The sequence below is a fragment of the Streptomyces sp. NBC_00466 genome (genome assembly GCF_041433995.1).
Taxonomy (GTDB): Bacteria; Actinomycetota; Actinomycetes; order Streptomycetales; family Streptomycetaceae; genus Streptomyces.
On the sequence record NZ_CP107896.1, the window covers coordinates 7,159,383 to 7,185,428 of the forward strand.

General features: G+C 70.1%; 18 protein-coding genes. 12 read left to right on the forward strand and 6 right to left on the reverse strand.

Annotation, left to right across the window (positions count from 1 at the left end; all coding sequences use genetic code 11):
* Positions 1–226 precede the first annotated feature (226 nt).
* The 4 genes from OG210_RS32075 to OG210_RS32090 all read right to left on the reverse strand — a co-directional run bounded on the left by OG210_RS32075 (position 227) and on the right by OG210_RS32090 (position 7,064).
* Entirely contained in the window at positions 227–3,280 is a 3,054-nt protein-coding gene (locus tag OG210_RS32075) for a glycoside hydrolase family 38 C-terminal domain-containing protein (protein WP_328323147.1), read from the reverse strand.
* 76 nt (positions 3,281–3,356) lie between these two features.
* Complete coding sequence (locus tag OG210_RS32080; protein ID WP_328323145.1) at positions 3,357–4,373, reverse strand: LacI family DNA-binding transcriptional regulator; 1,017 nt, start codon at positions 4,371–4,373, stop codon at positions 3,357–3,359.
* Positions 4,374–4,428: 55 nt separating this feature from the next.
* Positions 4,429–5,355, reverse strand: a complete 927-nt coding sequence (locus tag OG210_RS32085) for an ROK family protein (RefSeq protein WP_328323143.1) — start codon at positions 5,353–5,355, stop codon at positions 4,429–4,431.
* On the reverse strand, positions 5,352–7,064 hold the full coding sequence (locus tag OG210_RS32090; protein WP_328323141.1) for a hypothetical protein: 1,713 nt from the start codon (positions 7,062–7,064) through the stop codon (positions 5,352–5,354). Before OG210_RS32090 ends, OG210_RS32085 begins: the two co-directional genes overlap by 4 nt.
* A 275-nt stretch (positions 7,065–7,339) precedes the next feature.
* On the opposite strand from OG210_RS32090, the gene OG210_RS32095 reads away from it, so the two are divergent.
* From OG210_RS32095 to OG210_RS32120, 6 genes are all read left to right on the forward strand, one after another.
* Positions 7,340–8,656, forward strand: coding sequence for an extracellular solute-binding protein (locus OG210_RS32095; protein ID WP_328323139.1), 1,317 nt, complete (start codon positions 7,340–7,342; stop codon positions 8,654–8,656).
* A complete protein-coding gene (locus tag OG210_RS32100) occupies positions 8,653–9,600 on the forward strand; it encodes a sugar ABC transporter permease (protein WP_328323137.1) in 948 nt (315 codons plus the stop codon). Before OG210_RS32095 ends, OG210_RS32100 begins: the two co-directional genes overlap by 4 nt.
* Before the next feature lie 2 nt (positions 9,601–9,602).
* Positions 9,603–10,433 (forward strand): carbohydrate ABC transporter permease, encoded by an 831-nt coding sequence (locus tag OG210_RS32105; RefSeq protein WP_328323135.1) that lies wholly within the window; start codon positions 9,603–9,605, stop codon positions 10,431–10,433.
* 84 nt (positions 10,434–10,517) lie between these two features.
* Entirely contained in the window at positions 10,518–11,696 is a 1,179-nt protein-coding gene (locus OG210_RS32110) for a glycoside hydrolase family 76 protein (protein ID WP_328323133.1), read from the forward strand.
* A gap of 180 nt (positions 11,697–11,876) precedes the next feature.
* Complete coding sequence (locus OG210_RS32115; protein WP_328323131.1) at positions 11,877–14,978, forward strand: alpha-mannosidase; 3,102 nt, start codon at positions 11,877–11,879, stop codon at positions 14,976–14,978.
* Between the two features lie 149 nt (positions 14,979–15,127).
* Positions 15,128–16,087, forward strand: coding sequence for a LysR family transcriptional regulator (locus tag OG210_RS32120; protein ID WP_328323129.1), 960 nt, complete (start codon positions 15,128–15,130; stop codon positions 16,085–16,087).
* A 108-nt stretch (positions 16,088–16,195) separates the two neighbouring features.
* Here OG210_RS32120 and OG210_RS32125 read toward each other — a convergent pair whose 3' ends face one another.
* A complete protein-coding gene (locus tag OG210_RS32125) occupies positions 16,196–18,508 on the reverse strand; it encodes a M9 family metallopeptidase (protein ID WP_328323127.1) in 2,313 nt (770 codons plus the stop codon).
* A gap of 170 nt (positions 18,509–18,678) precedes the next feature.
* On the opposite strand from OG210_RS32125, the gene OG210_RS32130 reads away from it, so the two are divergent.
* The 3 genes from OG210_RS32130 (at position 18,679) to OG210_RS32140 (ending at position 22,171) form a co-directional block, all read left to right on the forward strand.
* Positions 18,679–19,728 carry a proline racemase family protein gene (locus tag OG210_RS32130; protein ID WP_328323125.1) on the forward strand — a complete coding sequence of 350 codons (1,050 nt, stop codon included), beginning with the start codon at positions 18,679–18,681 and terminating at the stop codon, positions 19,726–19,728.
* The gene (locus OG210_RS32135; RefSeq protein WP_328323123.1) at positions 19,725–20,657 is read left to right on the forward strand and encodes an ornithine cyclodeaminase family protein; all 933 of its coding nucleotides are present in this window, start codon (positions 19,725–19,727) and stop codon (positions 20,655–20,657) included. Before OG210_RS32130 ends, OG210_RS32135 begins: the two co-directional genes overlap by 4 nt.
* Positions 20,658–20,743: 86 nt before the next feature.
* Positions 20,744–22,171, forward strand: a complete 1,428-nt coding sequence (locus OG210_RS32140; protein WP_371540571.1) for an aminopeptidase P family protein — start codon at positions 20,744–20,746, stop codon at positions 22,169–22,171.
* A 93-nt stretch (positions 22,172–22,264) separates the two neighbouring features.
* Here OG210_RS32140 and OG210_RS32145 read toward each other — a convergent pair whose 3' ends face one another.
* The gene (locus OG210_RS32145; protein ID WP_328323119.1) at positions 22,265–22,966 is read right to left on the reverse strand and encodes a GntR family transcriptional regulator; all 702 of its coding nucleotides are present in this window, start codon (positions 22,964–22,966) and stop codon (positions 22,265–22,267) included.
* A gap of 553 nt (positions 22,967–23,519) precedes the next feature.
* Between OG210_RS32145 and OG210_RS32150 the strand changes: the two genes are divergently transcribed.
* The 3 genes from OG210_RS32150 to OG210_RS32160 all read left to right on the forward strand — a co-directional run bounded on the left by OG210_RS32150 (position 23,520) and on the right by OG210_RS32160 (position 26,029).
* Positions 23,520–24,884, forward strand: a complete 1,365-nt coding sequence (locus OG210_RS32150) for an MBL fold metallo-hydrolase (RefSeq protein ID WP_328323117.1) — start codon at positions 23,520–23,522, stop codon at positions 24,882–24,884.
* Between the two features lie 75 nt (positions 24,885–24,959).
* Positions 24,960–25,289 carry a rhodanese-like domain-containing protein gene (locus OG210_RS32155; RefSeq protein ID WP_371540039.1) on the forward strand — a complete coding sequence of 110 codons (330 nt, stop codon included), beginning with the start codon at positions 24,960–24,962 and terminating at the stop codon, positions 25,287–25,289.
* Positions 25,286–26,029: a sulfite exporter TauE/SafE family protein gene (locus tag OG210_RS32160; protein ID WP_328323112.1), complete on the forward strand. Its 744-nt coding sequence runs from the start codon at positions 25,286–25,288 to the stop codon at positions 26,027–26,029. Before OG210_RS32155 ends, OG210_RS32160 begins: the two co-directional genes overlap by 4 nt.
* Positions 26,030–26,046 lie beyond the last annotated feature (17 nt).

The following is a 26,046-nucleotide window of genomic DNA, read 5'->3' on the forward strand; positions in this document are numbered from 1 at the left end:
AACGTACGATTGTCGCGACGGCTCGGCATCTCGAGCGCGCATCGACCAGCCTGTGGCGTCGACGACCACCTCGTCCGGCGCGGCGACGGCACCGGCGGTGGCGCGCCACAGGTACAGGTGTGTTCTGGCGCTGCACACCGCTCCGGGCACCGACGCTGAACATCGCCACGGTGCGGGTCATGCGCCCGGCGGGTGATCCGACCGGCCTGTCCGGCTTCCACGCCGGTCAGCCCGCAGGGGTCAGACGGACCGTAAGGATCTGGAAGGGCTGCAGCGACAGAGCCACCCCGGTCCCCGCACAGGTGAGTGTGGGTTCGTCGTCGAGAGGACGCTCCAACAGGTCCGTGATCCGCGCCGCGGCGAGGGAGAAGCCTGCCGAGAGCGTGGTTCGTGCCCGCCCGCCGGCCGACTCGTAGAGCCGGACGACCACATCACCCGAGCGGTCGTCGGCGAGCTTGACCGCCTCGATGACGACACCCTCACCCTCGACCCGTACGAGCGGGTCGACGGCCGAGCTGCCGGGCACGGCACGCTCGGGCAGATTGAAGTGGTAGCCCTCACGGACCGCGTCCTGGATGTCCGCGCCGAGTACCAGTGCGTACCGCAGACGGTGCTCGCCCCGGTCGGAGTCCGGGTCGGGGAACAGCGGAGCACGCAGCAGGGAGATCCGTGCCGTGGTGGTGGTTCCGCCGTCGGGGCGTACGTCCCGGGTGACGTCATGGCCGTAACTGGAGTCGTTGACCAGGGCCGCGCCCCAGCCAGGCTCCGTGAGGTGCAGATAGCGGTGGGCGCAGATCTCGAACCGCGCGCTGTCCCAGCTGGTGTTGGTGTGCGTGGGCCGCCGGACATGGCCGAAGGGGATCTCGGCGCTGGACTCCGCCGCCCGGACGTCGAGCGGGAAGGCCACCTTCAGGATCTTCTCGCACTCCCGCCAGTCGATGACGGTGTCGACGTCGAGCCGGCGGCTGCCCTCGGTGAGGGTGAGCACCTGGGTGATGCGGGAGGCGTTGACGCTCCGTACGACCCTGATGCCGTCCGCTGTCGCGGCGACCTCGTCCGCCTCGGTGAGGTTGCGCACGGTGTTGCGGTAGAACTCGTCGACGTCCCAGGCGTCCCACTGGTTGGGGAAGTCCTGGTGGAGCTGGAGCAGATTGCCGACCGACCCGGGAGCGAGCGCCTCACGGCCGGCCGTCAGATCGCGGGCGGAGGTGACGAGACCGTGGGCGTCGACGGCGATCCGTACGAGTCCGTTGTCCAGGACGAGACCACCGTCCGGTCCGGTCTGTGGGGCGACGGGGCGGGCAGCCCGCCGGCGCGGTGACCCACCGAGCGCCGGGACACCGTCGCGGGCATGCGGTGCGGCGTTGAAGACGATCTCGCCCGCGCGTCCGTCCTGACCGCCCGCGAGGGCGCGCAGCGCCGTGTCGATGACGGCGCCGAGTTCCCTGGCGACCTCCGCGTACGTCTCCTCGGCTTCGCGGTGCACCCAGGCGATGGACGAGCCGGGCAGGATGTCGTGGAACTGATGGAGCAGCACCGTCTTCCACACCCGGTCCAGCAGTTCGTACGGGTAGGGCTCTCCGGTGCGCTGTGCGGCCGTCGCCGACCACAACTCGGCCTCCCGCAACAGGTGTTCACTTCGCCGGTTGCCCTGCTTGGTGGCGAGCTGGCTGGTGAGCGTGCCGCGGTGCAGCTCCAGATAGAGCTCGCCGACCCAGACGGGCGCGTCGGCGTACTCCTCCCGGGCCTTGGTGAAGAACTCGGACGGACCCTCCATCTCCAGGCGGGCTGAGCCCTCCAGATTTTCCAGCCGCTGCGCCCGGGCCAGCATCTCGCGAGTGGGTCCGCCGCCGCCGTCCCCGTAACCGAAGGGGACGAGAGACCGGTTGGCGGCGCCCTTGTCGCGAAAGTTCCGTTCGGTGTGACCGATGTCGGCGCCGGAGAGGTCGCCGTTGTAGGAGTCGACAGGCGGGAAGTGGCTGAAGATCCGGGTGCCGTCGATGCCCTCCCACCAGAAGGTGTGATGAGGGAAGGCGTTGGTGGTGTTCCAGGAGATCTTCTGGGTGAGGAACCACTTGATGCCGGCGAGTTTCATCAGCTGGGGCAGGGACGCGGTGTAGCCGAAGGTGTCCGGCAGCCACATGTCCTCGGTCTCCACCCCGAACTCATCGAGGTAGAAACGCTTCCCGTGGACGAACTGCCGGACCAGGGACTCCCCGCCGGAGAGATTGGTGTCGGGTTCGACCCACAGGCTCCCGGTCGGCAGGAACTGGCCGCTCTTCACCTTCTCCACCACGCGGGCGTACACCTCGGGCCGCTGCTCCTTGAGCCAGGCGAGTTGCTGTGCCTGGGACATCACGAAACGGAAGTCCGGGTGGTCGTCCATCAGCGCGGTGACATTGGAGACGGTGCGTGCGGCCTTGCGGACGGTTTCCCGTACGGGCCACAGCCACGCGGTGTCGATGTGCGCGTGGCCGACGGCGGAGATGCGATGGGCCCCGGCGTTCGCGGGCGAAGCGAGCGCGGGGGCGAGGATCTCACGCGCCGCGGCGGCCGTACGGCTGATGTCCTGGAGATCGACGGCGTCCAGGGCCCGGTCCACCGCGTGCACCAACTGCCAGCGCCTGGTGGAATCTTCGGGCAGCTGGTGCATCAGGCCCGAGAGGACGTCCAGGTCCTGTACGAGTTCCCAGACGGAGGAGTCGAAGACGGCAAGGTCCATCCGGTTCAGCCGGTACAGCGGCTCGCCGGGTGCCTCGCCGCCGCCGAGCCAGGGGGCGAGCCCGCCGGACCTGGTGGGGACGAAGGGGTTGCCCTCGCTGCCGGAGTCGAAGAGCACCGGATTGGCCGCAGCCTCGATGAAGTACGTGAACTCCTCCCCACCGGCGGCCTGTTCGGCGATCGGGAGCCAGGTGTTACGGGGGTTCAGCGCCTTCACCGGGGTGCCGTCCGCGCGGTACACGAGACCCTCGGCCGAGAAGCCGGGCTGGGCTGTGCCGAAGCCGAGGTCGAGAACGGCCTCGACACGCTGCCCTGCCCATTCGGCGGGGACGGTGCCGCTGATCCGGAACCAGCTGGTGGACCAGGCAGGTCCCCACAGCGCCCCGGTGCGGACCGTCTCGTACGGTGCGTCGAGCCCTTCGCGTACGGGCACGGGTTCGCCGGTGACGTTCCATACCGCCACGTCGAGAGGGACACTGCGGCCGTGAACGGCGGGCCGCAAACGCTGGTTGAGCACACGGTCGAGTCGGCGTTCGGTGACGGTGCGGTCGTGATGCATGGGTGCTCCGTGAGGAATTCCGGGAGGCGGAAAAGGGCAGGCCGGTGCTGTAGAAGGGAGCCGCGCACGGCTCTGGTCAGTGCGTCCCGTAGCGGATGACGTGGGTGGGGACGACGGTCCTGCGCGCGGGGATCGGCTCCGCGGACGCATGGTTGATCCGGTCGATGAGCATCTGGCCGGCCCGGCGGCCGATCTCGTCGGCGTCGTACGACACGATCGTCAGGGGCAGTCCGAGGACATCCGCCAGGTCGAAGTCGTCGAAACCGGCCAGGGCCACCGAGGTGTCGAGGGCGCGCACGGCGCGGATGGCGCCCTGGGTGAGGCGGTTGTTGGTGCAGAAGAGCGCGGTCGGGGCGTCAGGTGCCTGCAGGAGGGAGCGTGCGGCGCTTTCGGCGGTGGCCACGTCGGTCAGTCCGCGCCGCACATGGTTCTCGTCCGGTTCGATTCCGGCCGCTTCGTGGGCGGCCCAGTAGCCGCGGAACCGCTCGGCACCGGTGTAGAGCGCGGGCGGGTTGCCGAGGAAGCCGATCCTGCGGTGACCGTCGGCGACGAGTCGACCGGTGGCCTGTTCGGCTCCTCCGAAGTCGTCGACCAGGACACAGTCCGCATCCATGCCGGCCGGGGGACGGGAGGCCAGGACGATGGGCATGCCCCGCAGGGCGGCGGGCGCCAGGTGGCGGTGACTGCTGCCCGCGGGGACGACGATCACGCCGTCGACCTGACGGGACGCCAGGTCCTCCACAAGTCCTCTTTCCCGGTCGGCCTGTTCGCCCGTGTTGCTGAGAAGAACTCGCAGACCGTGCTCGGACGCCACCTCCTGCACACCGAGCGCCAGGCGTGAGTAGAACGGGTTGGCAAGGTTGGTGACGACCAGCCCGATCATCCCGCTGCCACCCAGACGGAGGCTGCGTGCCGTCTCGTTACGCCGGTAGCCCAGTGCCTCGACGGCGGCCAGGACACGCTCCCGGGTGGTGCCGCTGACCCGGGTGTCGTCCTTGAGCACCCGGGAGACGGTCATCGCACTCACCCCTGCGCGGGCGGCGACATCGCGCATCGTCGGCGCACCGGCGTCGCCCGCTCGGTGCTGCGCCATGGGCTTGCCTCCTGCGGAGTCGTCGTACGGCCGGTGGATCAAGGACGCCGTCATTCTAGGTCCGTACGGACGCGGCACCGGCTGACCGGTGCAGGATCCAGTGGGCGGCGCCGATCAGCGGCGCGTCAGCGGGACGCAGGGCGGTGGCGAGCGGTGGTGCCGTCCCGGATCCCGCTGCTTCGAGACCTGCCCGGAGGGCGGGGCCGACGAGGTCCCAGGAGCCGGTCATCGACCCGCCGACGACCATCAGGCTCGCTCCGAACCGCTCGCACCACGGCGCCAAGACCCGGCCCAGGGCGCCGAAGCAGTGCCCGATCGCCCGCTGTGCGTACGGATCGCCGTCGCGAGCCAGTACGGCGATGTCGTGCACGTCCGGTGCACGGCCCTCGTCCGCTCCTCCCACGAGGTCCGTGTAGTACCTGCGGATCGCCCTGCGGGAGACGACCTCTTCCAGGGGGAGCCCGTCGACCGTGAGCCGGTGTGCCCTGCCATAGGGCGGGACATCGGGGCCTTCGACGACCGGCTGCCCGGCGGCCAGGAACGAGGAGCCGACCCCGGTGCCGAGCGTGATGCACACGGCCCTTTCGTGACCGGACGCCGCGCCGGCCCGGTACTCGCCCACGGCGAAGGCATCGGCGTCGTTGATGAAGCTGATGCCGCGTGGGTTAGCCGGGAGCCGTCCCAGCAGTTCCGCGCGCACGTCGACACCGTGCAGCGACTCGAACTTGCCGATGCCCCGGAAGCGGCCGACTCCGGCGGCGTAGTCGAAGGGGCCCGGTATGGCCACACCCCAGTGGGCCCCTTCGCCCACGTCGGCGCGGTCCGCGGCACCCGCGATCGCGTCAAGCAGTTCCCCGGTCGCGGCACCGGCCGCGACCGGCCGCCGTACGACCGTGCGGGGGACGGGCAGCCCGGCGCCGGTGTCGATGACGGCCGCCGTCACATGCGTACCCCCGATCTCCAGGACCGGAATGTGGCTCATACCTGCGTCACCAACGACTTCACGACGTGCACCGGACGGTCGCCCACCGCCCGGAGCCGATAGGCGCCGACAGCGGCGGGCACCGTGAGGGTCTCCGCGAACGCCAGGTCGTGGCGGCGGCCGTCCGCGGTCTCCACCACGACGCCGTCACCGGCCGACACGTTGAGGATGTGGAAGCGTCCCGCGGTGTTGTCCTCGGCGGCCTCCGGTCCCTCGATCACGAAGCGGTGCACGGCGTAGAACATCTCCGGCAGCGCGCCGATGACCTCCTCGCGCCAGCCCTGCCCCGCACGCAGGGTGCGCGGCTGCTGTACCAGGTCCCTGACCACGTCGTCCCCGCGCCGCGCGGTGTCGAGATTGGCGAACCCGTGCTCGTGGGAGAGGGGCCTGGGAGCGCCGGACACCCCCTTGCGCAACCAGTCGTAGAAGCGCAGGGAGTAGAGGTACGGGGTGGCGCTGACCTCCAGGACCAGATTGCCTTCGCCTGAGGCGTGCGGGGTCCCGGCCGGGATCATGAAGAGCTGTCCGGCTTCCGCCGGGTGCTTCTGCACATGGTTCTCCACGTGCAGCGGAACACCGTCCGTGGCCGCAGCTTCGACCTCCTTGCGCATGACCTCCACATCGGTACTGTCCCGCAGCCCGAGGTAGACGTGCGCACCGGGTTCGGTGGCGGTCACGTAGTACGTCTCGTGCTGGGTGTAGGGCCAGCCGAACGTCTCCCGCATGTACTGCTCCCGCGGGTGGAGATGCAGGGAGAGGTTGCCGCCGCCGACGGTGTCGAGGTAGTCGAAGCGGATGGGGAAGGACGTGCCGTAGCGGCGGTGGACCTCCGGGCCCAGGAACTCCCGGGGGTGGAGTTCGCACAGGAGCTGGAAGGGGAGCTCGACCTGGGCGGCCTCGTCCTGCCCGACCAGGACGCCGGCTTCGGGGGCGATGAGTTCGTAGCCGAGCGCGGTACTGCCGTTCTGCGGTACGAACCCCAGCTCGCGCACTCCCCACTGGCCGCCCCACGGTGTGGAGTTGAAGTAGGGCCTGGTACGCACGGGCCCGGTGGCGAGCTCGGCGAGGGTGGCCCGTACCGCGGCCCCGTCCAGTGAGGCGGGGGCCTGCTCGCTCTGCAGGTCGATCCAGCGGTCGATCCGGTGGGCGAGGCTGTCGCGGTGACGGTCGCCGACCGGCCAGTCGGTGTAGAAGAGGCTCCGCAGCTCGCCGGGCACGTCAGGGCGGCCAAGATTGGCGGCGAGGGGCAACTCTCCACGGGTGACGGCCTGTTCGGCGTACCGCTTGGGCAGATCGGCCCACCACAGCAGGTCGGGTCCGCACAGGGCCGCGCCGGGACCGAAGACGAGCAGAACGCCGTCGTGCGGACGCTCCTGGGCGGGGGGCGTTTCGAAGAGGTCGTTCATGGAGAACTCGGCGAGCGGCAGGAAGAACGGGTCGGCGTCCGGGCCGGGCACGCAGAGCCGCTCGACGGCCTTCGCGGACCAGAGCCGGCGGATGTCCAGCACGGCAACCTCAGTGCCCCGGGACCGCAGGGCGGCGGCGAGGCCGTCGGTGGCCGTCGGCCAGTCCAGGGCGGCGGGCCCGTCGAGTGCGAGCACGGTGGGGGCGGTGGGTACGTCCGCGACGGCTGCGGCCCAGCCGGTGACGACGGTGCCACCGGTGGCGGAGTAACGCGGGTCGCGTTCGTAAGGGCGGGGCTGGTGCACAGGTGCTCCTGAAAGACGTAGTCCGGCAACCGGTTGGATGGTATCGATAACATTCCGCGTGAACAAGGTGGCCAGCCCGACTGTGCGGACTTCCTGCTGACGAGAAGCGCTCTGACGTGAATTTCAAGAGCACCTCTTGTTTCGGTCTCATGGTGTCGTTAACATCCAGGCAACCCGGAGCACGGACACGAGTGGTGCGCTCCGTTGCGATCTCCCACACCGCACCCCAGAACCAGGGATCCCCCGCCGGGATCCAGAGGGAAGGGCAGGAGCCCATGAGATCAACCGGCGAGGCGACACAGCCGCCGGCTCACCCGTTCCGTCGCCGAACCGTGCTGGCCGGTCTGGGGGCCGGTGCCGCGGCCGCCCTGGCAGGCGGCTGCGCACGGGGCGACAGCACGGCCGCAATGCCGGGCACCACGTCCCTGGCCAACGACAACGCCACCTGGGACCAGGGGTACGTCGCAGCCGGCCGCGAGCTGAAGAAGCTCACCGGCTACGCACTGCGCCCCTTGTCCAACCCGAACCCCACCGCCTACACGCAGGTCACCCAGATCTCACTGCAGACGACCAAGGCGACGGACCTGATCAAGTGGCAGTCGGGCTACAACCTGAAGCAGCTCGCACGCACGGGCAGCCTCAGCGACCTGACCCGGATGTGGGACGCGTACGAGCGGAAAGGCTGGGTGACGAAGACCCTCCGTGACGCGATGTCCTACCGCGGCGCCGTGTACGGGATACCGCTGTACCAGTCGTACTACGTGCTGTTCTACAACACCGAGGTCTTCGACAAGCACGGACTCCGGGCCCCGGACACCTGGGAGGAGTTGCTGCACAACGCCGAAGTCCTCAAGAAGTCAGGCGTCACGCCGTTCGTCGCCACGCAGAACGGCAACTGGCCCGCGTACGAGTGGTTCGAGGAACTCCTGAGCAAGGTCGACCCGCAGTTCTACGCCGATCTGATCGCGGGCCGGGCCGACTACACCGATCCGCAGGCGAAGAAGGCCGTGCAGATCTGGCAGGACTTCATGAAGAAGGGCTGGATGACACCGGCCGACTTCGACCAGAACAACGGTCCCGCCGCGCTGAAGACCGGCAAGGTCGGGATGTTCCTGCACGGCTCGTGGCAGTCCCAGGGTCTGGCCGCCGCCGGAATGAAGCCCGGCGAAGGCTTCGACGCCTTCGTCCTGCCGCCCGTGGACGCCTCCACCAAGAGGTCCGTCATCACCGAGGCCGGTGTCCTCGCCGTACCGGAGAAGGCCGTGTCGCACGACGCCGCCATGGCCAACGCCGGTCACTGGCTTGATCCTTCGGTCCAGCGAGTTTGGACCGACTTCCTCCAGGACGGCTCGGCCAACCCGAAGGCGGTCACCAGCAACCCGGTACTCGCCCGCATCCAGGAAAAGGCCCGCCGCGAGCACTGGACCGAGCTTCCCCGGTACGGACAGTCCGGGCCACCCAACCTCATTCAGGGAAACACCGACGACCTGGGAGCCTTCATGACGCAGGCCATGTCCCCGGAGGCCCTGCTGCGCAGCATGGCGAGCCGGGCGGCCAAGGAGTGGGCCGCCTGGAACAAGGACGAGTCATGACATCGGCGCTCGACCGGCGGCCCACGGCGCCCGGTTCCCCCACCCTCGGCCTGCCGCCCGCCCGGCCGACCCGCAGGCCTCCCAGCAGACTCAGGGACCGGCTCGCGGGGGCGGGGTTCCTGGCACCCGCCGTTCTGCTCGTCTCCGCACTGCTCCTGGTCCCGTTCGCGGTAACGCTCTACCGGGGGTTCTTCAGCGACGGCCGTGTCTCGGGCTTCACCTGGTTCACCAACTACGGGCTGTTCTTCACCGACCCGGTGCTCGCCAAGTCGATCGAGAACACCCTGATGTGGGTGGTCGGCACGGTCGCCCTTCCGCTGCTCCTCGGCCTGGGGATCGCGATCATGACCGATGGCGCCCGGTGGTCGCGGGTGGCACGCCTGCTGGTGGTCCTTCCCTACGCGATCTCCGGTTCCGCCGTGGCGGTCGTCTGGAACTTCGTCCTCACCACGGACGGCGCCGCCAACCAGGCACTCAGGGCGCTCGGTCTGGGCTCCTTCGCCCAGGGCTGGCTGATCGAATGGCCGGGCAACACCCTGGTGATGATCGTCGCCAACACCTGGCAGTCGACCGGTGTGGCCGTGATCCTCTTTCTGGTCGGCCTGCAGACCATCCCGCCGGAGACCCTGGAGGCGGCGTCCCTGGACGGCGCCACCGGCTGGAGCAAATTCTGGTACGTCATCCTGCCCCAGCTGAGGACGGTCTCCGTGATCGTCGTCGGCAGCAGCCTGGTCAACGGTCTGAAGTCGTTCGACCTGATCTGGGTACTCACCCAGGGCGGTCCGGGCCGCAACTCCGAGACGCTCGCGGTCTCGATGTACCAGGAGACGTTCCTCGCGCTGCGTCCCGGCGCAGGCGCGGCCGTCGCGGTCGTCCTCACCGTCATCGTGCTGCTGGCCTCCTGGCTCTATCTGCGGCGCCAGCTGACCCCGAAAGGCGCCTGACCATGTCCAACCGCCGTATCTCCGCGGGCACCGCCCTCCGCAACACGACCCTGGTGGTCGTCTCCCTGCTCTGGGCCGTGCCGACCTGGCTGCTCGTGGTCAACGCGCTCGTGCCGGCCGCCCAGTACGGCGGCAGCCCCCACTGGTGGCCGCACGGGGGCTTCGGGCTCTTCGACAACATGTCCCAGGCATGGACCCGGGCCAGGCTGGGGCCCGCCATGGGCAACAGCCTGCTGTACGCGGTGACCAGCGCGGCCGCCGCCATCCTCATGGCCACCACCGCCGCCTTCGCGACGGTCATCATGCCGGTGAAACGCAAGACCCTGTGGTTCTGGCTGATCTACTCGGGCACGCTGCTGCCGCTCCAGGTCTTCCTGCGGCCCCTCTTCCTGGCCTATGCGAACACCGGTCTCTACGACGCCCAGATCGGGCTGTTCCTGGTGTATGTCGCGGTGGCGATCCCGTTCGCGTACTTCATCATGCGCAACTTCGCCCGGACCCTTCCCGGTGAAGTGATCGAAGCGGCACGGCTGGACGGCGCGTCCTGGTGGCGGATCTTCTGGCAGATCCACGTACCGCTGTCGAAGTCGGCGATGGTCGCCGCCTTCGTGTTCCAGTTCGTGGCCGTCTGGAACGACCTCCTCTTCGGCATCACCCTCTCCACCAGCCGGAACATCCGCCCCGTGATGGCCGCACTCGCCGAACTCCAGGGCAACTACTCCAACGTCGGCCCTCCGGTCGTCCTCGGCGGCGCCCTCCTCGTCTCGCTGCCGACCGTCGTCCTGTTCTTCTCCGCCCAGCGCTTCTTCGTCAGCAGCCTCAAGCTCGGCTGACCCCGACGCCGAGACGCATCACCACCAGCACCTTTCCCCGCGAGCCGCACGCCATGAGCCGATCCCCCCGAAAGGCACACCCCGGTGAAGATCTCCGCCCGCGCCGCTCTCACCCTCACCGCCGTCCCACTGCTCGCCGCCGCTCTGTGCACCGCGCCGGCCTTCGCCACCGCAGGACCGGCCGCGAACCCGTGGACCGGCCGCGCCGAAGACACGTACGCCGCACTCCAGAAGAACCTCTACCAGGGAGCGGACAACCACGGGCTCTACCAGGAGAGGACCCCGCGGCAGAGTACCGACAACGCCCACTCCTACCTCTGGCCCCTGCGCGAGGCCACGGCGGCCGCCGTCGACATGGCCGGCCTCCCCAAGTCCGGAACCTCCTACACGGCGGACGCAGCCGAACGCTTCCGCACTCTTGAGCTCTACTTCGACCCCCGCGACGGACGGCCCGGTTACGACTCCTACCTCCCCGCGCCCCTCGGCCAGGGCGGGGACGTCTTCTACGACGACAACTCGGTGGTCGGACTCTCCCTCCTGGACCAGTACCGCGCCACGGGGGACGCCACCTACCTCGGCCGGGCCGAGCAGACCTTCGGCATCGTCAGCCGCGGCTGGGACGACGACCCGGCCAAGTCCTGTCCCGGCGGCATGGACTGGGTCGACTCCACCAGCAACACCATGCGCGCCGCCAATGTCACCGGGCTCGCCGCCGAACTGGCCGCGCAGCTCTACCAGGTGACATCCGATGACCGGTATCTGACGAGCGCGAAGAAGTGGTACGAGTGGAACTGGTCATGTCTGCGCCAGTCTCCGGGGCTCTACCAGAACAGCCGTGACGACGACGGGACGGTCAACACCACGCTCTGGACGTACAACTCCGGGGCCATGGTCGGCACTGCCACCACGCTCTACCGAGCCACCGGCGACCGCTCCTACCTCAAGCGCGCCGTCCAGGACGCCGAGGGCTCACTCGCGTACTGGAAGCAGGGAGACCGGCTGCACGACCAGCCGGCGATCTTCAACGCCATCTACTTCGACAACCTGCGGCTCCTGAACGGCGTACGGCCCGACCCCGCCTACCGCAAGGCGGAGAGCGCCTACGCGGAGCAGACCTGGAAGGAGAACCGGGACCCCTCGACCGGGCTCTTCCGGTTCCAGCCATCGGGCGGCGGCGACTACGACGCCACCGCGCCCGCCGAAACCCTGGAGCAGTCCGCCATGGTCCAGATCTTCGCCGGCCTCGCCACCCAGCACTCCTGACCCCTTCATCTCCTGCCGTCCGCACACCCGCACCGCAGCACCGACCGCGTACGCACCGAACCGGCACCACGCACCGAACCGGCACCACGCACCGACCGCCGTACGTACCGAACCGATACCTCCCGACCGACCGCCGTACGCACCGAACCCGGCACCACGCCAGAGCGGAGAACCCTCTCCATGCCCCGCCCAGATCTGTCCCGCCCCTCCTGGTGGGACTCCGGCATAGCCCGCGACATCCTCCGCGACCGCGGTGTCAGCTCCTCGGGAGTCCTCGGCGGACACCCCGTCCGGCTCTCCTGCGAGCCACTGTTGCGCCATGACGGTGACGGCGGTCTGCTCCAGTCCGTACGGGTACGCACCGACCGCCCCGTCACCGTCGCCCGCGTCACCACCGTGTCCGGAAGCGCCCTGCGCTGCGACCTGCTCCCGGGGCCCGACGGCGCCACCCGTCTGCTGGTCCCCGAGGTGCAGTCCCCGGTCCAGATCCTCATCGAACTGCCCGAACTGGCCGAGGGCGAGAGACTCGAAGTACCACTGACTCCGCAGCGCCACTGGACCCTGCATCTGGTCCAGCACGCCCATCTCGACATCGGCTACACCGACCCGCAGGGCACCGTACTCGCCGAAGGACGCAAGTACCTCGACTCCCTCCTGGAGCTGTGCCGCACGACGGACGACTGGCCCCAGGAGTCCAGGTTCCGCTGGGCTGTCGAGGGGTTCTTCAGCTACGAGAACTGGTCGGCCAACCGTCCGGCGGAACAGGTCGCGGAGTTCCTGGAGCGGGTTCGCGAGGGCCGCATAGAGCTCGCCGCGATGCCCTTCAACCTGCACACCGAGACCTGCTCCACCGACGAACTCCACGAACTGCTGCGCCCGGTACGGGACCTGCGTGATCAGCACGGCATCGACATCACCACGGCGATGCAGACGGACGTCCCCGGGCAGGTCGTCGGGCTGCCCGACGTCCTCGCCGACAGCGGCATCCGCTATCTCTCGGTCGCCCACAACTGGGCCGGACGCGCCGTGCCGCACCACGTCGGTGGCGGGCAACTGCCCCGGCTCTTCCGCTGGAAGGCACCCAGCGGGCGCAGCGTGCTGGTGTGGCGCACCGACACCCCGCACGGGCTCGCCTACATGGAGGGCTCGATCCTCGGCTTCGACGAGTCCTTCGCCCGCGTCGACGACCTCCTGCCGAACTACCTCTCGGCGCTGGCCACCCACCAGTACCCGCACGAAGGCCGCGGCATCCCCGGATTCCCCGTACTGGACGAGGAGTTCAAGGGCGACCCCTATCCCTGGGACACACTGCACCTGCGCGTGCTGGGCAAGTTCGCGGACAACGGTCCGCCGCGCCGCATCATCGCGGACACAGTGCGCCGGTGGAACGAGGAATGGGCCTTCCCCGTGCTGCGCACCTCACGCAACGAGGACTTCTTCATCGACGCCGAGGAACGCCTCGGCGACCGCCTGGAGACCTTCGAGGGCGACTGGAGCGACTGGTGGGTGGACGGCGTCGGGGCAGGCGCCGTCCCGCTGGCCGCCACCCGCGACGGTCAGGCGGCACTGGCCGACGCCCAGACGGTGGCCGGGTACGCGGAGATCCTCGGCGCGCACGGCGGCGCGGAGATCACCGCGTCCGCGCCCGCGGTCTACCGGGCCGCCTCGTTGTTCAACGAGCACACCTGGGGAGGCGGCGACCCGTGGACGCACGGCGACCACGGCCATGCCTCCGGCGAGCGGCAGTGGCACTGGAAGTACGCCCAGGCGCTGCGGGCCCATGACGACGCGAAGACTCTCCTCGACGGCGCGGGCGCCGCGCTCGGCACCCGGCTCTCGCCGCGCGAGGGCACCCTCGCCGGCTACTACGTCACCAACACCTGCAGCTGGCAGCGGTCCGAGACGGTCCGGCTGTTCCTTCCGGAGAGCACGGTCCCGCTGGAGGACCATGTCCGCCTGCTCGACGCGCGAGACGACTCACCGCTGGAGCACACCGAGGAGGCCCAGACCAACGAACTGCACCGGGCCGCCGGCCGCTTCCTGCTCTTCCGGCTCGGTGACGTGCCCGCGCACGGTGCGGTACGGGTGGACGTCGTACCCGCCGATGCGGCTCCTCCGACGTCAGCGGACGCGGGGGACGCGGGGGATCCCACCGTCCTGGAGAACGAGTTCCTGCGGGTGCGCATCGATCTGCGCTCGGCCTGGATCGGATCAGTCACCGACAAGCGGACGGGCCGGGAACTGGTCCGCCAGGACGCGACGCTCGGCCTGAACGGTTATGTGTACGACGAGTACGCCACGGCCGGCGGCTTCAACCATCAGTCGAGCAAGACCACGGCCACGGACTCCATGCATCTGCTCGCGTCGCGCACCGCGGCCCCGCCGGCCGCGCTGGTGGACCGCTTCTCCGACGCGACCGGCCAGACACTCGTCTATGAGTGCACACCGGCAGGCACCGAGCGGCTGCGCGTCCGGGTCCATCTCCCGCACGGCGAGGCCCGCATCGATCTGGAGAACCGGATCGCCAAGAGGGCGACCCTGACCAAGGAAAGCGCGTTCTTCGCGTTCCCCTTCGCGATGGAGGCTCCTGTCGTCCGGATGGAGGCCACCGGCGGCATGACGGGTACCGGGCTTGCGACGGTGCCGGGATCTGCGCGGCACATGCGCGCGGTGCGGCGCTGGGTCAGCTTCCAGGAGGGGACGACGGTCGCCGCCGTGGCCACCCAGGACGCCCCGCTGGTGCAGATCGGCGGAATCGCGATTCCCTACGTGCCCTACCCACAGTCACTCGCCCAGGAGGAGCCCGGCACTCTCTTCTCCTGGGTGCACAACAACATCTGGGACACCAACTTCCCCTCGGAGCAGGCCTTCGACCATGTCTTCCGGTACAGCGTGGGCGTGGCATCCTCCATCGAGTGCGCGGGCCCTGAACTGGGCATGCGGACGGCGTCCTCGGGCAGCCGCCCCCTGCTGGCGGTGCGCGCGAAGGGCGAGGTGAACGAGGAGCCGGAGGCCTCGTACGGACTGCTGACCGTCAGCGATCCACGGATCAGGGTCGTGGGTCTCACCGTGCCCGCTCACGGGCGGGTGCTGGTCAGACTCCAGTCGTATGCGCAGGAGCCGGTGACCTGCCGGATCACGCCGGGATTCCCGGTAGCGGAGACGGTGACCGCCGACTACCTGGGCGCCGCGGGCGCGCGGCTGGAGCCTGATCCCGACGGCTCGGTGCCAGTCGCGGTGCCGGCCCAGGGGACCACGGCGGTACTGCTGCGACTCGTGTGACGGACAGCCAGTGTTCGGGGTCGGTTTCGCGACTTGTCGGCCTTTGCCTCCACCAACCCTCCACCCCACTCCGGCCTGCACCGGAACCCCAAAAATCAAAGATCGGACGTAAAATCGGCACACCCCTGAGAGACCTGGGACGGGTGCTGATGGAACTCGAACTCCGACACCTGCGGATGCTGTGCACGATCGCCGACACGATGAGCCTCGGCCGGACGGCCACCGTCCTGGGGTGCTCGCAGCCCGCGGTCAGCAGTCAGCTGAAGCGCATCGAGCGGCTCATGGGCGAGGACCTCTTCGTCCGGGGCAGCGCGGGGGTGACACCGACGCGCTTCGGGGTCGAGGTGGTGGTGCAGGCCCGCGAGGTGGTGGCACTGGCGAGCTCGATAGGGCGCCGGTCCACCGCGGGCCGCCGTGGGACCGATCGGGTGCTGCGGGTGGCCGCGACGAATACGCCCATCCTGCCGGGGCTCCTGCAGCGGGCGTGCAACGTCCTGCCGGCGCTGACCACGCAGGTGAGCAGCGTGTACTCCTCAGCCGAGATCATCGGGCTCCTTGAGGACGACAAGCTGGACGTCGCCGTCGCGGTCGACTATCCCGGACGGGAGCTGGGGCATTCGGAAGCCGTGGTGCACCGCGGCATCGTCACCGAGCCCAGTTTCGTGGCCCTGCCCGCCGCCCACCCGGCGAGCGGGCAACTGGACGTGCCGCTGCCCGATCTGGCGAGGGACGCCTGGTTCCTGACGCCCGACGACGGTGCGGGCTGGCCCGGTGTCTGCTACGACGCCTTCCAGGCGGCCGGCTTCACACCCGCCACCGTGCACGAATACCTCGGTGACCGGGACCAGTTGCAGCGGATGATCGCCTACGGGCTGGGGATCTCCGTCGTCCAGGCGACGTGCAAGCCGAACCTGGGCGTGGTCGTCAAGCCACTGGCCGGGACGCCACTGTGGTGCCGCTATGTGCTGGTGTGGCACCGGGAGAGGGTGTCCGACGAGGTAGCGGAGACGTTCTTCGGCGCGGCCCTGGCCGCCTACGAGGAACTCATCGCCCGGGCACCGCACTTCCGGGCGTGGGCCGCCCGCCACTACTGGACCCCGCAGAGGTAGGTGTACGGGGCCGTACGACGTCGGCACATGCTGAGGCCGTGGCCCGGTCGACCGGAGTCGACCGGGCCACGGCCTCGGGTCATTCAGCCAGCGCCGGTCAGGGGAGGATCAGAACGACGTGGTGACGGTGACCCCGCTGAAGTCGGTCACCGCGTACAGACTGATGTACCGGTAGCCCGCCTCGGTGTTGTTGACGGTGATGCTCTCGGTGTTGTCCGAGTTGGTGGACTTCTGGGTGAAGGTGGACGGGCCGGCCCATGTCGTCGGGTCGTAGTAGAGGTCGGCATTGCCGCTGCCGCCGCTGGTGGTGACCTTCAGAGTCGTGGTGCCGGCCGGCAGCCAGACCCAGAGGTAGTCGGTGTCACCGGCCACCCGGGACTGGTTCGACCGGAAGCAGTTCTGACCCATCGTCTGCGTGTTGGCGTCGGTGCAGGCCTTGGCCGAGCCGGTGCCGCCGCCCAGGGTGTCGAGCCAGGCGTCGAAGTCGGCGTCGTAGCTGGTGCCGATGTTGTGGTAGACGGCGTAGGCACCCTGGTAGTCCCCGGTCCGCATCTTGGCCAGCATGGCCTGGATCTGGTCCGGGTGCTTCTCGGTCATGTACCGGACGGCCAGGTACCCCCACGGGTAGGTGCGGGTCTCGTCGTCGATGGCATAGGTGTTCTCGAAGAGCTGGCTGAGCTTGTAGGTGTGCTTGGCCGCCTCGGTCAGCGCGCCGTCGTCGGTGAGGTTGCGGTAGGAGTAGGAGACGTACTCCGCCTGGCCCTCGATCCACCAGACGTCCGGCACGGTGACCTGGGTGCCGAAGTCGCCCTTCATGTCGTAGATGGACTGCTGGACGTGCGCGAACTCATGGTTGAGGTTCCACGCGTTTGCTGTGAAGCCGTTATCGGTCGGCCACTGGTAGAGGATGGAGTAGGCGATGTTGTTGGGGTCGGTCGGCGTGCCGGTCAGCGTCTCGCCGCCGTTGTCGGTGTCGTTGCCGAAGATCGCCCACGAGTAGGTCGTGTAGTCGGCCCTGCTCCCGAAGATGACCATCTTCAGGTTGAAGTACTCACCGGGGATCGGCGTGGTGGTATTGACCTGTTTCTGGTAGAACGTGACCTCGTTCGACAGGCTCGTGCAGACGTCGGACTGCTCCTTCGCTGTCAGCGCCTGCGCCATGATGGTGAAGTTGCTGCAGGCGTTGTTGATCGGCAGCGCGGCCGCGGTGAGCTGCTTCGGCAGGTCGCAGACGCCGTAGTAGGAGCATTGGCCCGGGTCCCCGGTGCTGGCCCGGTAGGCGACGTGCACCCACAGGTTGTCCGTGGCGCCCGTGATGGACGAGCCGTCGAGCAGCCCCTTGATGAGCGGGCGGATCTTGCTCTGCAGGGCCGGTATCTGGATGAAGTTGGCCAGGTCGTTGCCTGCGTTCGAATCGAGGACGTCGTTGTCCCCGCCGAGCAGGTCGCGGTGCTTGAGGGTGAAGTTGTAAAGCGTGTCGGCGATACCGGAGTTCGCGGTGATCGCGGTGACGAAGTCCGAAAGACCCGGACCGCGCCACAGCGGGGTGTAGATCGCGTTCAGCGCCCGGTCCATCTCCGGGACGGCGTCCCACGAACTGCTGGTGTAGGCGTTGAGGTAGCGGCCGTAGACGTCCAGGTAGTCGGCCTGCACCTGCGCGCTGTCGGTGAGGACGAACGCCTGCTCCAGCACGCTCCCGTTGCCCGCGCTGACGTCGTTCGCGTGGCTGCTGGTGAACAGCGTGTTGAACCCGTTCTCGATGGCGCTGCGGAGCGAGGAGTCGTACGTGCCGACGTCCTGGGGGTCGCCGTACTGCACGTAGTAGCCGGCGCGCATAAAGTACATCAGCTCGTACAGGCCGCCGGAGTCGTCACCGGTGTAGGAGCCTGCCGCGCCGGCGACGCCGTTCGCCACCGCGAGCATCTGGGACTGGTTGAACACGGCGTGCGCGTCCGAACCGGTCAGGCTGAACAGCGGGTTGATGCAGGAGCTCCAGTCCACCGTCTTGATGTACGACACCAGGTCGCTGCCGGACCGGCCCGAGAAGTCCGACGTGGTACACGATGTGACGGCGGCATGGTGGGCGCCACCGGCCGCATTGATCGCCGCGTGTGCTGACAGGTGCGGCTTGGACGGCTTGGCCGAACCCAGGGCGGCCGGCTCCCCGCGCAGTTTCGCGGGCAGCGGCTTGGCCTTGATGGCGGCGGCCTGGGACTGACCGGTCTCGGCTCCGGTCGGCGTGGCTTTTCCGTGCTGTTCAGCGGCCTGCACAGCCGCGGAGGGTGCCGACCGGGCCGGTGCCGAGGCATGCCTCGTGTGGCTGGTGGCCGCGGCCGCCTGGGTGCTCATCAGGCCGGCGACGAGCCCTCCGGCCGCCAGACCGGCGGCCAGAACTCTGGGCAGTAATGATCGAGAGTGCATCGCATCTCCATTGGGGGAGGGGAGCGCAGAGGAAGCCGCCCGAGGAGGCGGGCAGCGGTATGTAACATTGCACTGAGGTGAAGCCTTGGGCAATGCTCCGGGACCCAGCACTGTTTCCCGTTGCCCCATAACACCGGCGCACAGGGCGCCGGCGTCTGCCTGGAAGCGAGATGCGGATGACGAGGACGCAGCCGATCGAGACGATCGACTGGCACACCGGCGGCGAACCGTTCCGGATCGTCGTGGACGGCCCGGCCGAAGTGACGGGGGAGGGGCTGACCGTTGCCGAGCGCAGGGTGGTCGCGACGCGGAGTGAGGGCGTGCAGTGGATGCGGGCCCTGTTGTGCGGCGAGCCGCGCGGCCACGCGGGAATGTACGGCGGGTTCCTGGTTCCGCCCGACGACACCGGCGCCCACCTCGGTGTCCTCTTCTGGCACAACGACGGGTTCTCCACGGCGTGCGGGCACGGAACGATCGCCCTGGGCTCCTGGGCCGTCGCCTCGGGCCGGGTCCCGGCACCTGCCGACGGTCTGACCGATGTGGTGATCGACGTCCCCTCCGGGCGCGTCACGGCGAGCGTGCGGACGAGGAACGGCCTGGTCCAGGACGCCACGTTCACCAATGTGCCCGCCTATGTCCACGCGCGCGGCGTCGGTGTGCCGACCTCCCGCGGGAAGGTCTCCGTCGACATCGCGTTCGGCGGCGCGATGTACGCGGTGGTGCCGGCCGCGTCCGTCGGGCTGCGCGTCCGGCCGCAGGACGTCACCGAACTCACCGCCGTCGGCCGGGAGATCCGCGACGCGCTGAACGCCGCCCGCGCCGCCGAGCACCCTCTCGACCCGCGGCTGTCCGGGATCTACGGGACGATCCTCACCGAGGAGACCGGGCCCACCGAGCCGCGGGCCGACGGCAGCCGGCTGGTGCGGCAGCGCAACATCACGGTGTTCGCGGACGGTCAGGTCGACCGGTCCCCGTGCGGTTCCGGTACGTCGGCCAGGATCGCGGTCCTGGCCGGCGCCGGACAGGTGCGCCCGGGCGACGAGTTGCGGCACGAGTCCGTGGTGGGCTCGGTGTTTCACGCCAGGATCACCGGTCAGACCGCGGTCCACGGGATACCGGCGGTCGTCACGGCGGTGACGGGCACCGCGCACGCGGTCGGCACGTGCCGGTTCACCGTCGATCCGCGCGACGCGCTCCTGCCCGGGTTCGTGCTGCGATGACCGAACTCCTCGACGCGGAGCAGGTCTTCGCCCTGGGGCCGGTCGCCGCCGTCCGGGCCATCCGCGAAGCGCCGGCCGCGGGCCTCGATCCGGAAAGCGACATGCCGCGGGTCATCACCCCGGTGGCCAACGGGCAGGGGCTGCTGATGCCGTCCGAGGCCGGCGGATGGTTCGGGGTGAAGGTCGCGACCGTCGCCCCGGGCAACGCCGCCCTCGGCCTGAACCGCATCAACGCGACGTATCTCCTGCACGACAGCCGGACCCTGACGCCGGCCGCGATCCTCGACGGTGTCGCGCTGACGACGCTGCGCACCCCCGCGGTCTCGGTCGCCGCCTGCCTCGACCGGCTGTACGAGGTCGCGGCGGGCACCGCGGACGGGCTGCGACTCGTGGTCTTCGGCGCGGGCCCGCAGGCCGAGTGGCACGTCCGGACGATCCGGGCGCATGTGCGGGCCGCCCACGTCACGGTGGTCACCCGCCGCGGCAGCGCGACGACGGCCTGGGCGGACCGCCACCTGGCCGCGGGCAGCGCGGCTGTCGCCGACAGCGTCCGCGCCGCGGATGTCATAGTCGCCGCGACCTCGGCCCGCGAGCCGGTCCTCGACGGGCGTCTCGTCCGCGACACGGCACTCGTGCTGGCCGTCGGCTCCCACGAGCCGTCGGCGCGTGAACTCGACGGCACGCTCATGGAACGCGCCACGGTCGTCGTCGAAAGCCGGGCGAGCGCGCTGCGCGAGGCCGGCGACGTCGTCATGGCGGTGGCGGAGGGCGGGCTCGACCCTCGCACGCTGGTGACGATGGCCGACCTGCTCACCTCGAAGGCCACTCTGCCCGGCGACCGTCCGGTGGTCGTCAAGACCACCGGGATGGGATGGGAGGACCTGGTGGTCGCTGTCGCGGCGTACCAGCAGGGAGCACGGACGGAGTGACATCCCTCTATTTTTGTACCATGTGAAATGGTACTGTCCCCGCAAAGGGATTCCGGCGGACGGAGCATACGGTGATGCGAGACGACATGCAGCCGGGCGGGGGCGCGAGCCACGATCGCGCTGTTCCGCCAACGCTTGCGGAGTGCTTCACGCAAGGGTGGGCCGAGACGGCTCCGGCGGTGCCGGTACTGCCCGGAGCGGCGTACGCGGCCAAACGCCGCGCGCTGCTGTCCGCGCGCTTTCCGGGTGAGCGGATCGTGGTCCCGGCCGGTGGCCTGAAGGTCCGGAGCAACGACTTCGACTACGTCTTCCGGCCGCACTCCGCGTTCCTCCACCTCACCGCGGACGAGGGCGCCGGCGCCGTCCCGGACAGCGTCCTCGTCCTGGAGCCGACGGGCACCGGCCACGACGCCACGGTGTTCGCCCGGCCGCGCTCCCCGCGCGACGGTGGGCCGAACGGCACCGAGTTCTACCGCGACCGCCGCTACGGGGAGTTCTGGACCGGCCGGCGCCGCACCCTGGCGGAGACCTCCGACGCCCTGGGCCTTACGGCTCTCCCTCGCGATGACCTCGCACGCGCCCTCGCCTCGGACGTCCCGACCCGGGTGGTGCGCGGCCAGGACCCGGTGGTCGACGCGGCGGCGCCGCCGGCCACCGGGGCCGAGTCCGAACTCCTCGCGTTCCTGTCGGAGTTGCGGCTGGTCAAGGACGAGTGGGAGATCGAGCAGATGCGTGCGGCCGTGGGTCACACCGTGGCCGCCTTCCACGACGTGGCGGGCGAACTGCCCACCGCGATGCGGCTCGCGCGCGGCGAGCGCTGGATCGAGGGCACGTTCAACCGGCGGGCCCGGCTGGAGGGTTACGGCCTCGGCTTCGAGACGATCGCGGCGGCCGGCGCGCACGCGTGCGTCCTGCACTGGATGCGCAACGACGGTCCCGTCCGCGACGGCGAACTCCTCCTGCTGGACGCCGGCGTGGAGACCGACACCTGCTACACCGGCGACGTGACCCGTACCCTGCCGGTCGGCGGGCACTTCACCGACGAGCAGCGGCAGGTGTACGACCTGGTGTACGCGGCCCAGTCGGCGGGCATCGCCGCGCTGCGGCCCGGCGCGCGGTTCGGCGACTTCCACGACGCCGCGACGCGCGTCATCGCCGAGGGCCTGGACTCCTGGGGTCTGCGCCCGGGCGGCGCCGGCCTCCACGACCGGTCCCTGTACGGCCGTTACACCGTCTGCGGCACAGGGCACATGCTGGGCCTGGACTGCCATGACTGCGCCGACGCCCGGAGCAGCGCCTACCTGGCTGGTGTCCTGGAGCCGGGCCACGTCCTGACCGTCGAGCCCGGCCTGTACTTCCAGCCCGACGACCTCACGATTCCCGCGCACCTGCGCGGCATCGGCGTGCGGATCGAGGACGACTTCCTCATCACCGCCGACGGCGCCGTCTGCCTGTCGTCGGCCCTGCCGCGGTCCGCCGACGACATCGAGGCGTGGGTGACCGCCGCCCGCTGATGTCGCACGGTCCGGGAAAGCAGACCACCACCACGACGATCCGGAGCGCCTGTCAGGCCGTCTGTTCGGGCCGCCCGTCAGTCCGGTGGACCGTCAGCTCGCGCCGCGGTCGAGCCCGGCGGGCGGGGCCGACTCCGAGGAGTCGGCCCACAGGGAGCGGACGTTGCCGAGGTGGCGCCGCATGCACGCCTGCGCGCCCTCGGCGTCGCCGGCCAGCATCAAGTCGAGCAGTTCGAGGTGCTCCTCGGCGGACTCCACCAGGCGGCCGTTGGCGTCCAGCGCGGTGAGCCCGTACAGCCGGGACCGCTTGCGGAGATCGCCCACCACGTGGACCAGGTGCGCGTTGCCGGCGAGGCCCAGCAGACCGAGGTGGAAGCGGCGGTCGGACTCCAGGTACGCGATCAGGTCGTGCCGCCGGGCGCCCTGGACGATCTCCTCGGCGAGCGGGCGCAGCGCCTCCAACTGCTCGGCGCCGGCGACGGCCATGACGCGTCCGATCGTCGGGACCTCGATCATCTCGCGGATCTCCGTGTACTCGTCCAGCTCTCGCTCGGTGACCTCGGTGATCCGGAAACCCTTGTTCCGTACCGCCTCGACCAGGCCCTCCCGGGCCAGGTCGAGCATGGCCTCGCGCACCGGGGTGGCGGACACCCCGAGGTCGGCGGCCAGGGTGGGCGCGGAGTAGACGACGCCGGGCCGCAGCTCGCCCGCGATGAGGGCGGCGCGCAGGGCGTTGGCCACCTGGTCGCGCAGGTGCTCCCGCACGGGAACACTGCGGGACGAGAGATGGCCCATGATCGATCCTCCAGGCATAAGTGGACGCCAGTATACAATGTCACGTTGTTCGGAAGCGCCTTCGGCTTCCGTGCGCAACGTCAGACACCCGCCCGCCTGCGCGTCCGGTCAGCACCACACCGAAGGCCTCTGCCGGGCCCTGCAACCCCGCTCCGCCCTCCGGCGTTTCGGGAGAAGCTCGCCGAAGCGGCTGAGCAACTCCGGTTCGAGCGGGGCGCCTTGGTGCCCTTGGCGGTGCTCCGGGATCCGTAACGGCATGGTCCGAGCGGACGGGCCGCGCCCGGTGGGAGCGGACAGCGCAGCCGTCAGGCGGCGGGCGGCGTCCTCGGCGGCGGGCGGCGTCCCCGGTGACGGGCTTGAGGGCGCCCTGGCAGGTCAGGGCGGCCGCCGTGGCGGGGCGAGGCTCTGGACGCCGGTGCGCTCGCCCTCGCGCGGAAGCCGTCGGGTGCCCGCCCGGGCAGGGCGGCCCCTCCACGAAATATACCCCCGGGGGTACGGTGTTACGGTGGAGTACATACCCCCCGGGGTAATTTCGCAGGAGAGGAGTATCCGCGTGTTCTTCGTTGACACCATCGAGCTCGAAGGCCTCGGTAACCGCAGCTATCTGGCCGGCGGTGAGCACACGGCGGTGGCCGTGGACCCACCGCGCGACATCGATCAGGTCCTGGCGGCAGCCGCCCGGCGCGGCGTGCGGATCTCGCATGTGGTGGAGACCCACATCCACAACGACTACGTCACTGGCGGCCTGGAACTCACCCGGATCACCGGCGCCCAGTACCTCGTGCCGGCCGGTGCGAACGTTCCGTTCGCGCGGGTGGCTGTCGCCGACGGCGACACCGTGGAGGTCGATGCCGGCAGTGAGCTGACGCTGGCCGCGATCGCGACCCCCGGCCACACCCCACACCACACCTCCTACGCGTTGCGCGAGGCGGGGCGGCCGGTGGTCGTCTTCACCGGCGGGTCGCTGCTGATCGGCACAGTGGGCCGCCCCGATCTGGTCGAGCCGCGGCTGACCGAAGAGCTCGCCCGCGCCCAGCACGCCTCCGCCCACCGTCTGGCCTCCGGCCTTCCGGACGAGACGGCCGTGCTGCCCACGCACGGCTTCGGCAGCTTCTGCTCCTCGGCCCAGTCCGATGGAGAGGAGACCACGATCGGCAAGGAGAAGAGCGCCAACACGGCGCTCACCGTCGATGTGGACACCTTCGTCGCCGACCTGCTGGCCGGGCTTGAGGATGTGCCCGCCTACTACGCGCACATGGGCCCGGCCAATGCCGCAGGACCCGCCCCGGTCGATCTGACCCCGCCCGCGATCGCGGACCCCACCGAGATCGCTGCGCGACTCGCGGCCGGCGAGTGGGTAGTCGACCTGCGCAACCGCGTGGCCTTCGCCGACGGGCACGTGGCCGGGTCCTTCAACTTCGAGGCCGATGGCAAGATCGCCACCTACCTCGCCTGGATGATCCCCTGGGGCAAGCCGGTCACCCTGCTCGCCGAATCGGCCGGGCAACTCGCCGAAGCCCAGCGTGAACTGGTGCGGGTGGGCATCGACCGGCCGGCCGCCGCCGCGACCGGTGGCCCCGCCGCCTGGCTGCCCACCGGGGTAACGCCCGCCTCCTTCCCTCGCTCCACGTTCGCCGGCCTCGCCGCCCACGGCATCGACGGCGTGGTGGTCCTGGACGTGCGCCGCGACTCCGAGCGGGCGAACGGCTGGATCGAGGGATCGGTACACATCCCTATCCACGAGCTCCACGGCCGCCTTGCCGAGGTACCGCAGGGGACGGTGTGGGTGCACTGCGCCGGCGGCATGCGTGCCGCGATCGCCGCGTCCCTGCTGGATGCGACAGGCCGGGATGTCGTCGCCGTCGACGACGGCTTCGACGCCGCCACCGAGGCCGGCCTGCTCCTGACCACCGGCTGACCCCGCCCCCGACACAGCACGAGAAAGGAGGAGGACACGATGTTCCCCTTCCGCCGTAGTCAGCCCCGTCCAGGCGTGGACCAGGCCAGCGGCCGCACTAGCGGTCAGGCCCCGGACGCGATCCTGCCCAATGTCCGCGAAAGGCCGGAGTGCAACGCCGGCCACGCCCCCGGTACGGTGCACGCCCCGCTGCCGAAACCCGTCGGCAACAGTGAACTGCCGCCCGGGGCATGGGGTCGGCCGCCGGCGGTCATCTGCCGCAGCGGACACCGCGCCCAGCAGGCGGCCGGACTCCTCACCCGGCGTGGAGAACGAGCGGTGGACGTAGCGGGCGGCATGAGCGCGTGGGCCGCCTGCCGATACCCGGTCAGCGACGAACGCGGGAACAGCGGCCGGATAGCGTGACCGCCCTCGTTCTCGCCCTCATCGCCGGAGCCGTCATCGGCGTCACCCTCGGAGCCCTGGGAGGCGGCGGCAGCGTCCTGGCCGTGCCCGCCCTGATCTACCTGCTCGGCTTCACCCCGGCAGCGGCCACCACCGCCGCCCTGATCATCGTGGCCGCCACCTCCGCCACCGCCCTCTATGCCCACGCACGCGACGGCCACGTCGCCTGGAAAGCCGGATCACTCTTCGCAGCCGCGGGCATCATCCCCGCCTACCTCGCCGGAGCAGCCTCCGGACACGTACCCGAGGCGGCCCTGACCATCGCGTTCGCGGTGATTGCCGCGCTGGCGGCCCTGCGCATGTTCCGCCCCTCCAACTCCGAACCGGCAGGCCGGATCCGGCCGGGCAAGGCGGCCGGGGCAGGTGCCGGACTCGGTGCGGTGACCGGATTCCTCGGCGTCGGAGGCGGATTCCTCGCCGTCCCGGCCCTGGTGAGCGTGCTCGGGCTGACGATGCGGAGGGCGGTAGGTACCAGCCTGCTCGTCATCACCGTCAACTCACTCGCCGCCCTGACCGCCCGCACCGGAACGGGCGGCGGCATCCAGTGGGAGGTCGTCGGACCGTTCACCGGAGCCGCGATCCTCGGCGCCTGGGACGGCAAACGCCTCGCCGCCAAGATCTCCGGCCGCACACTTCAGCGAAGCTTCGCCGGCGTACTCCTGGCGGTGGCCGCGTTCATGCTCATCGACGTGATCACATGAATGCGGCAGCCACTGCG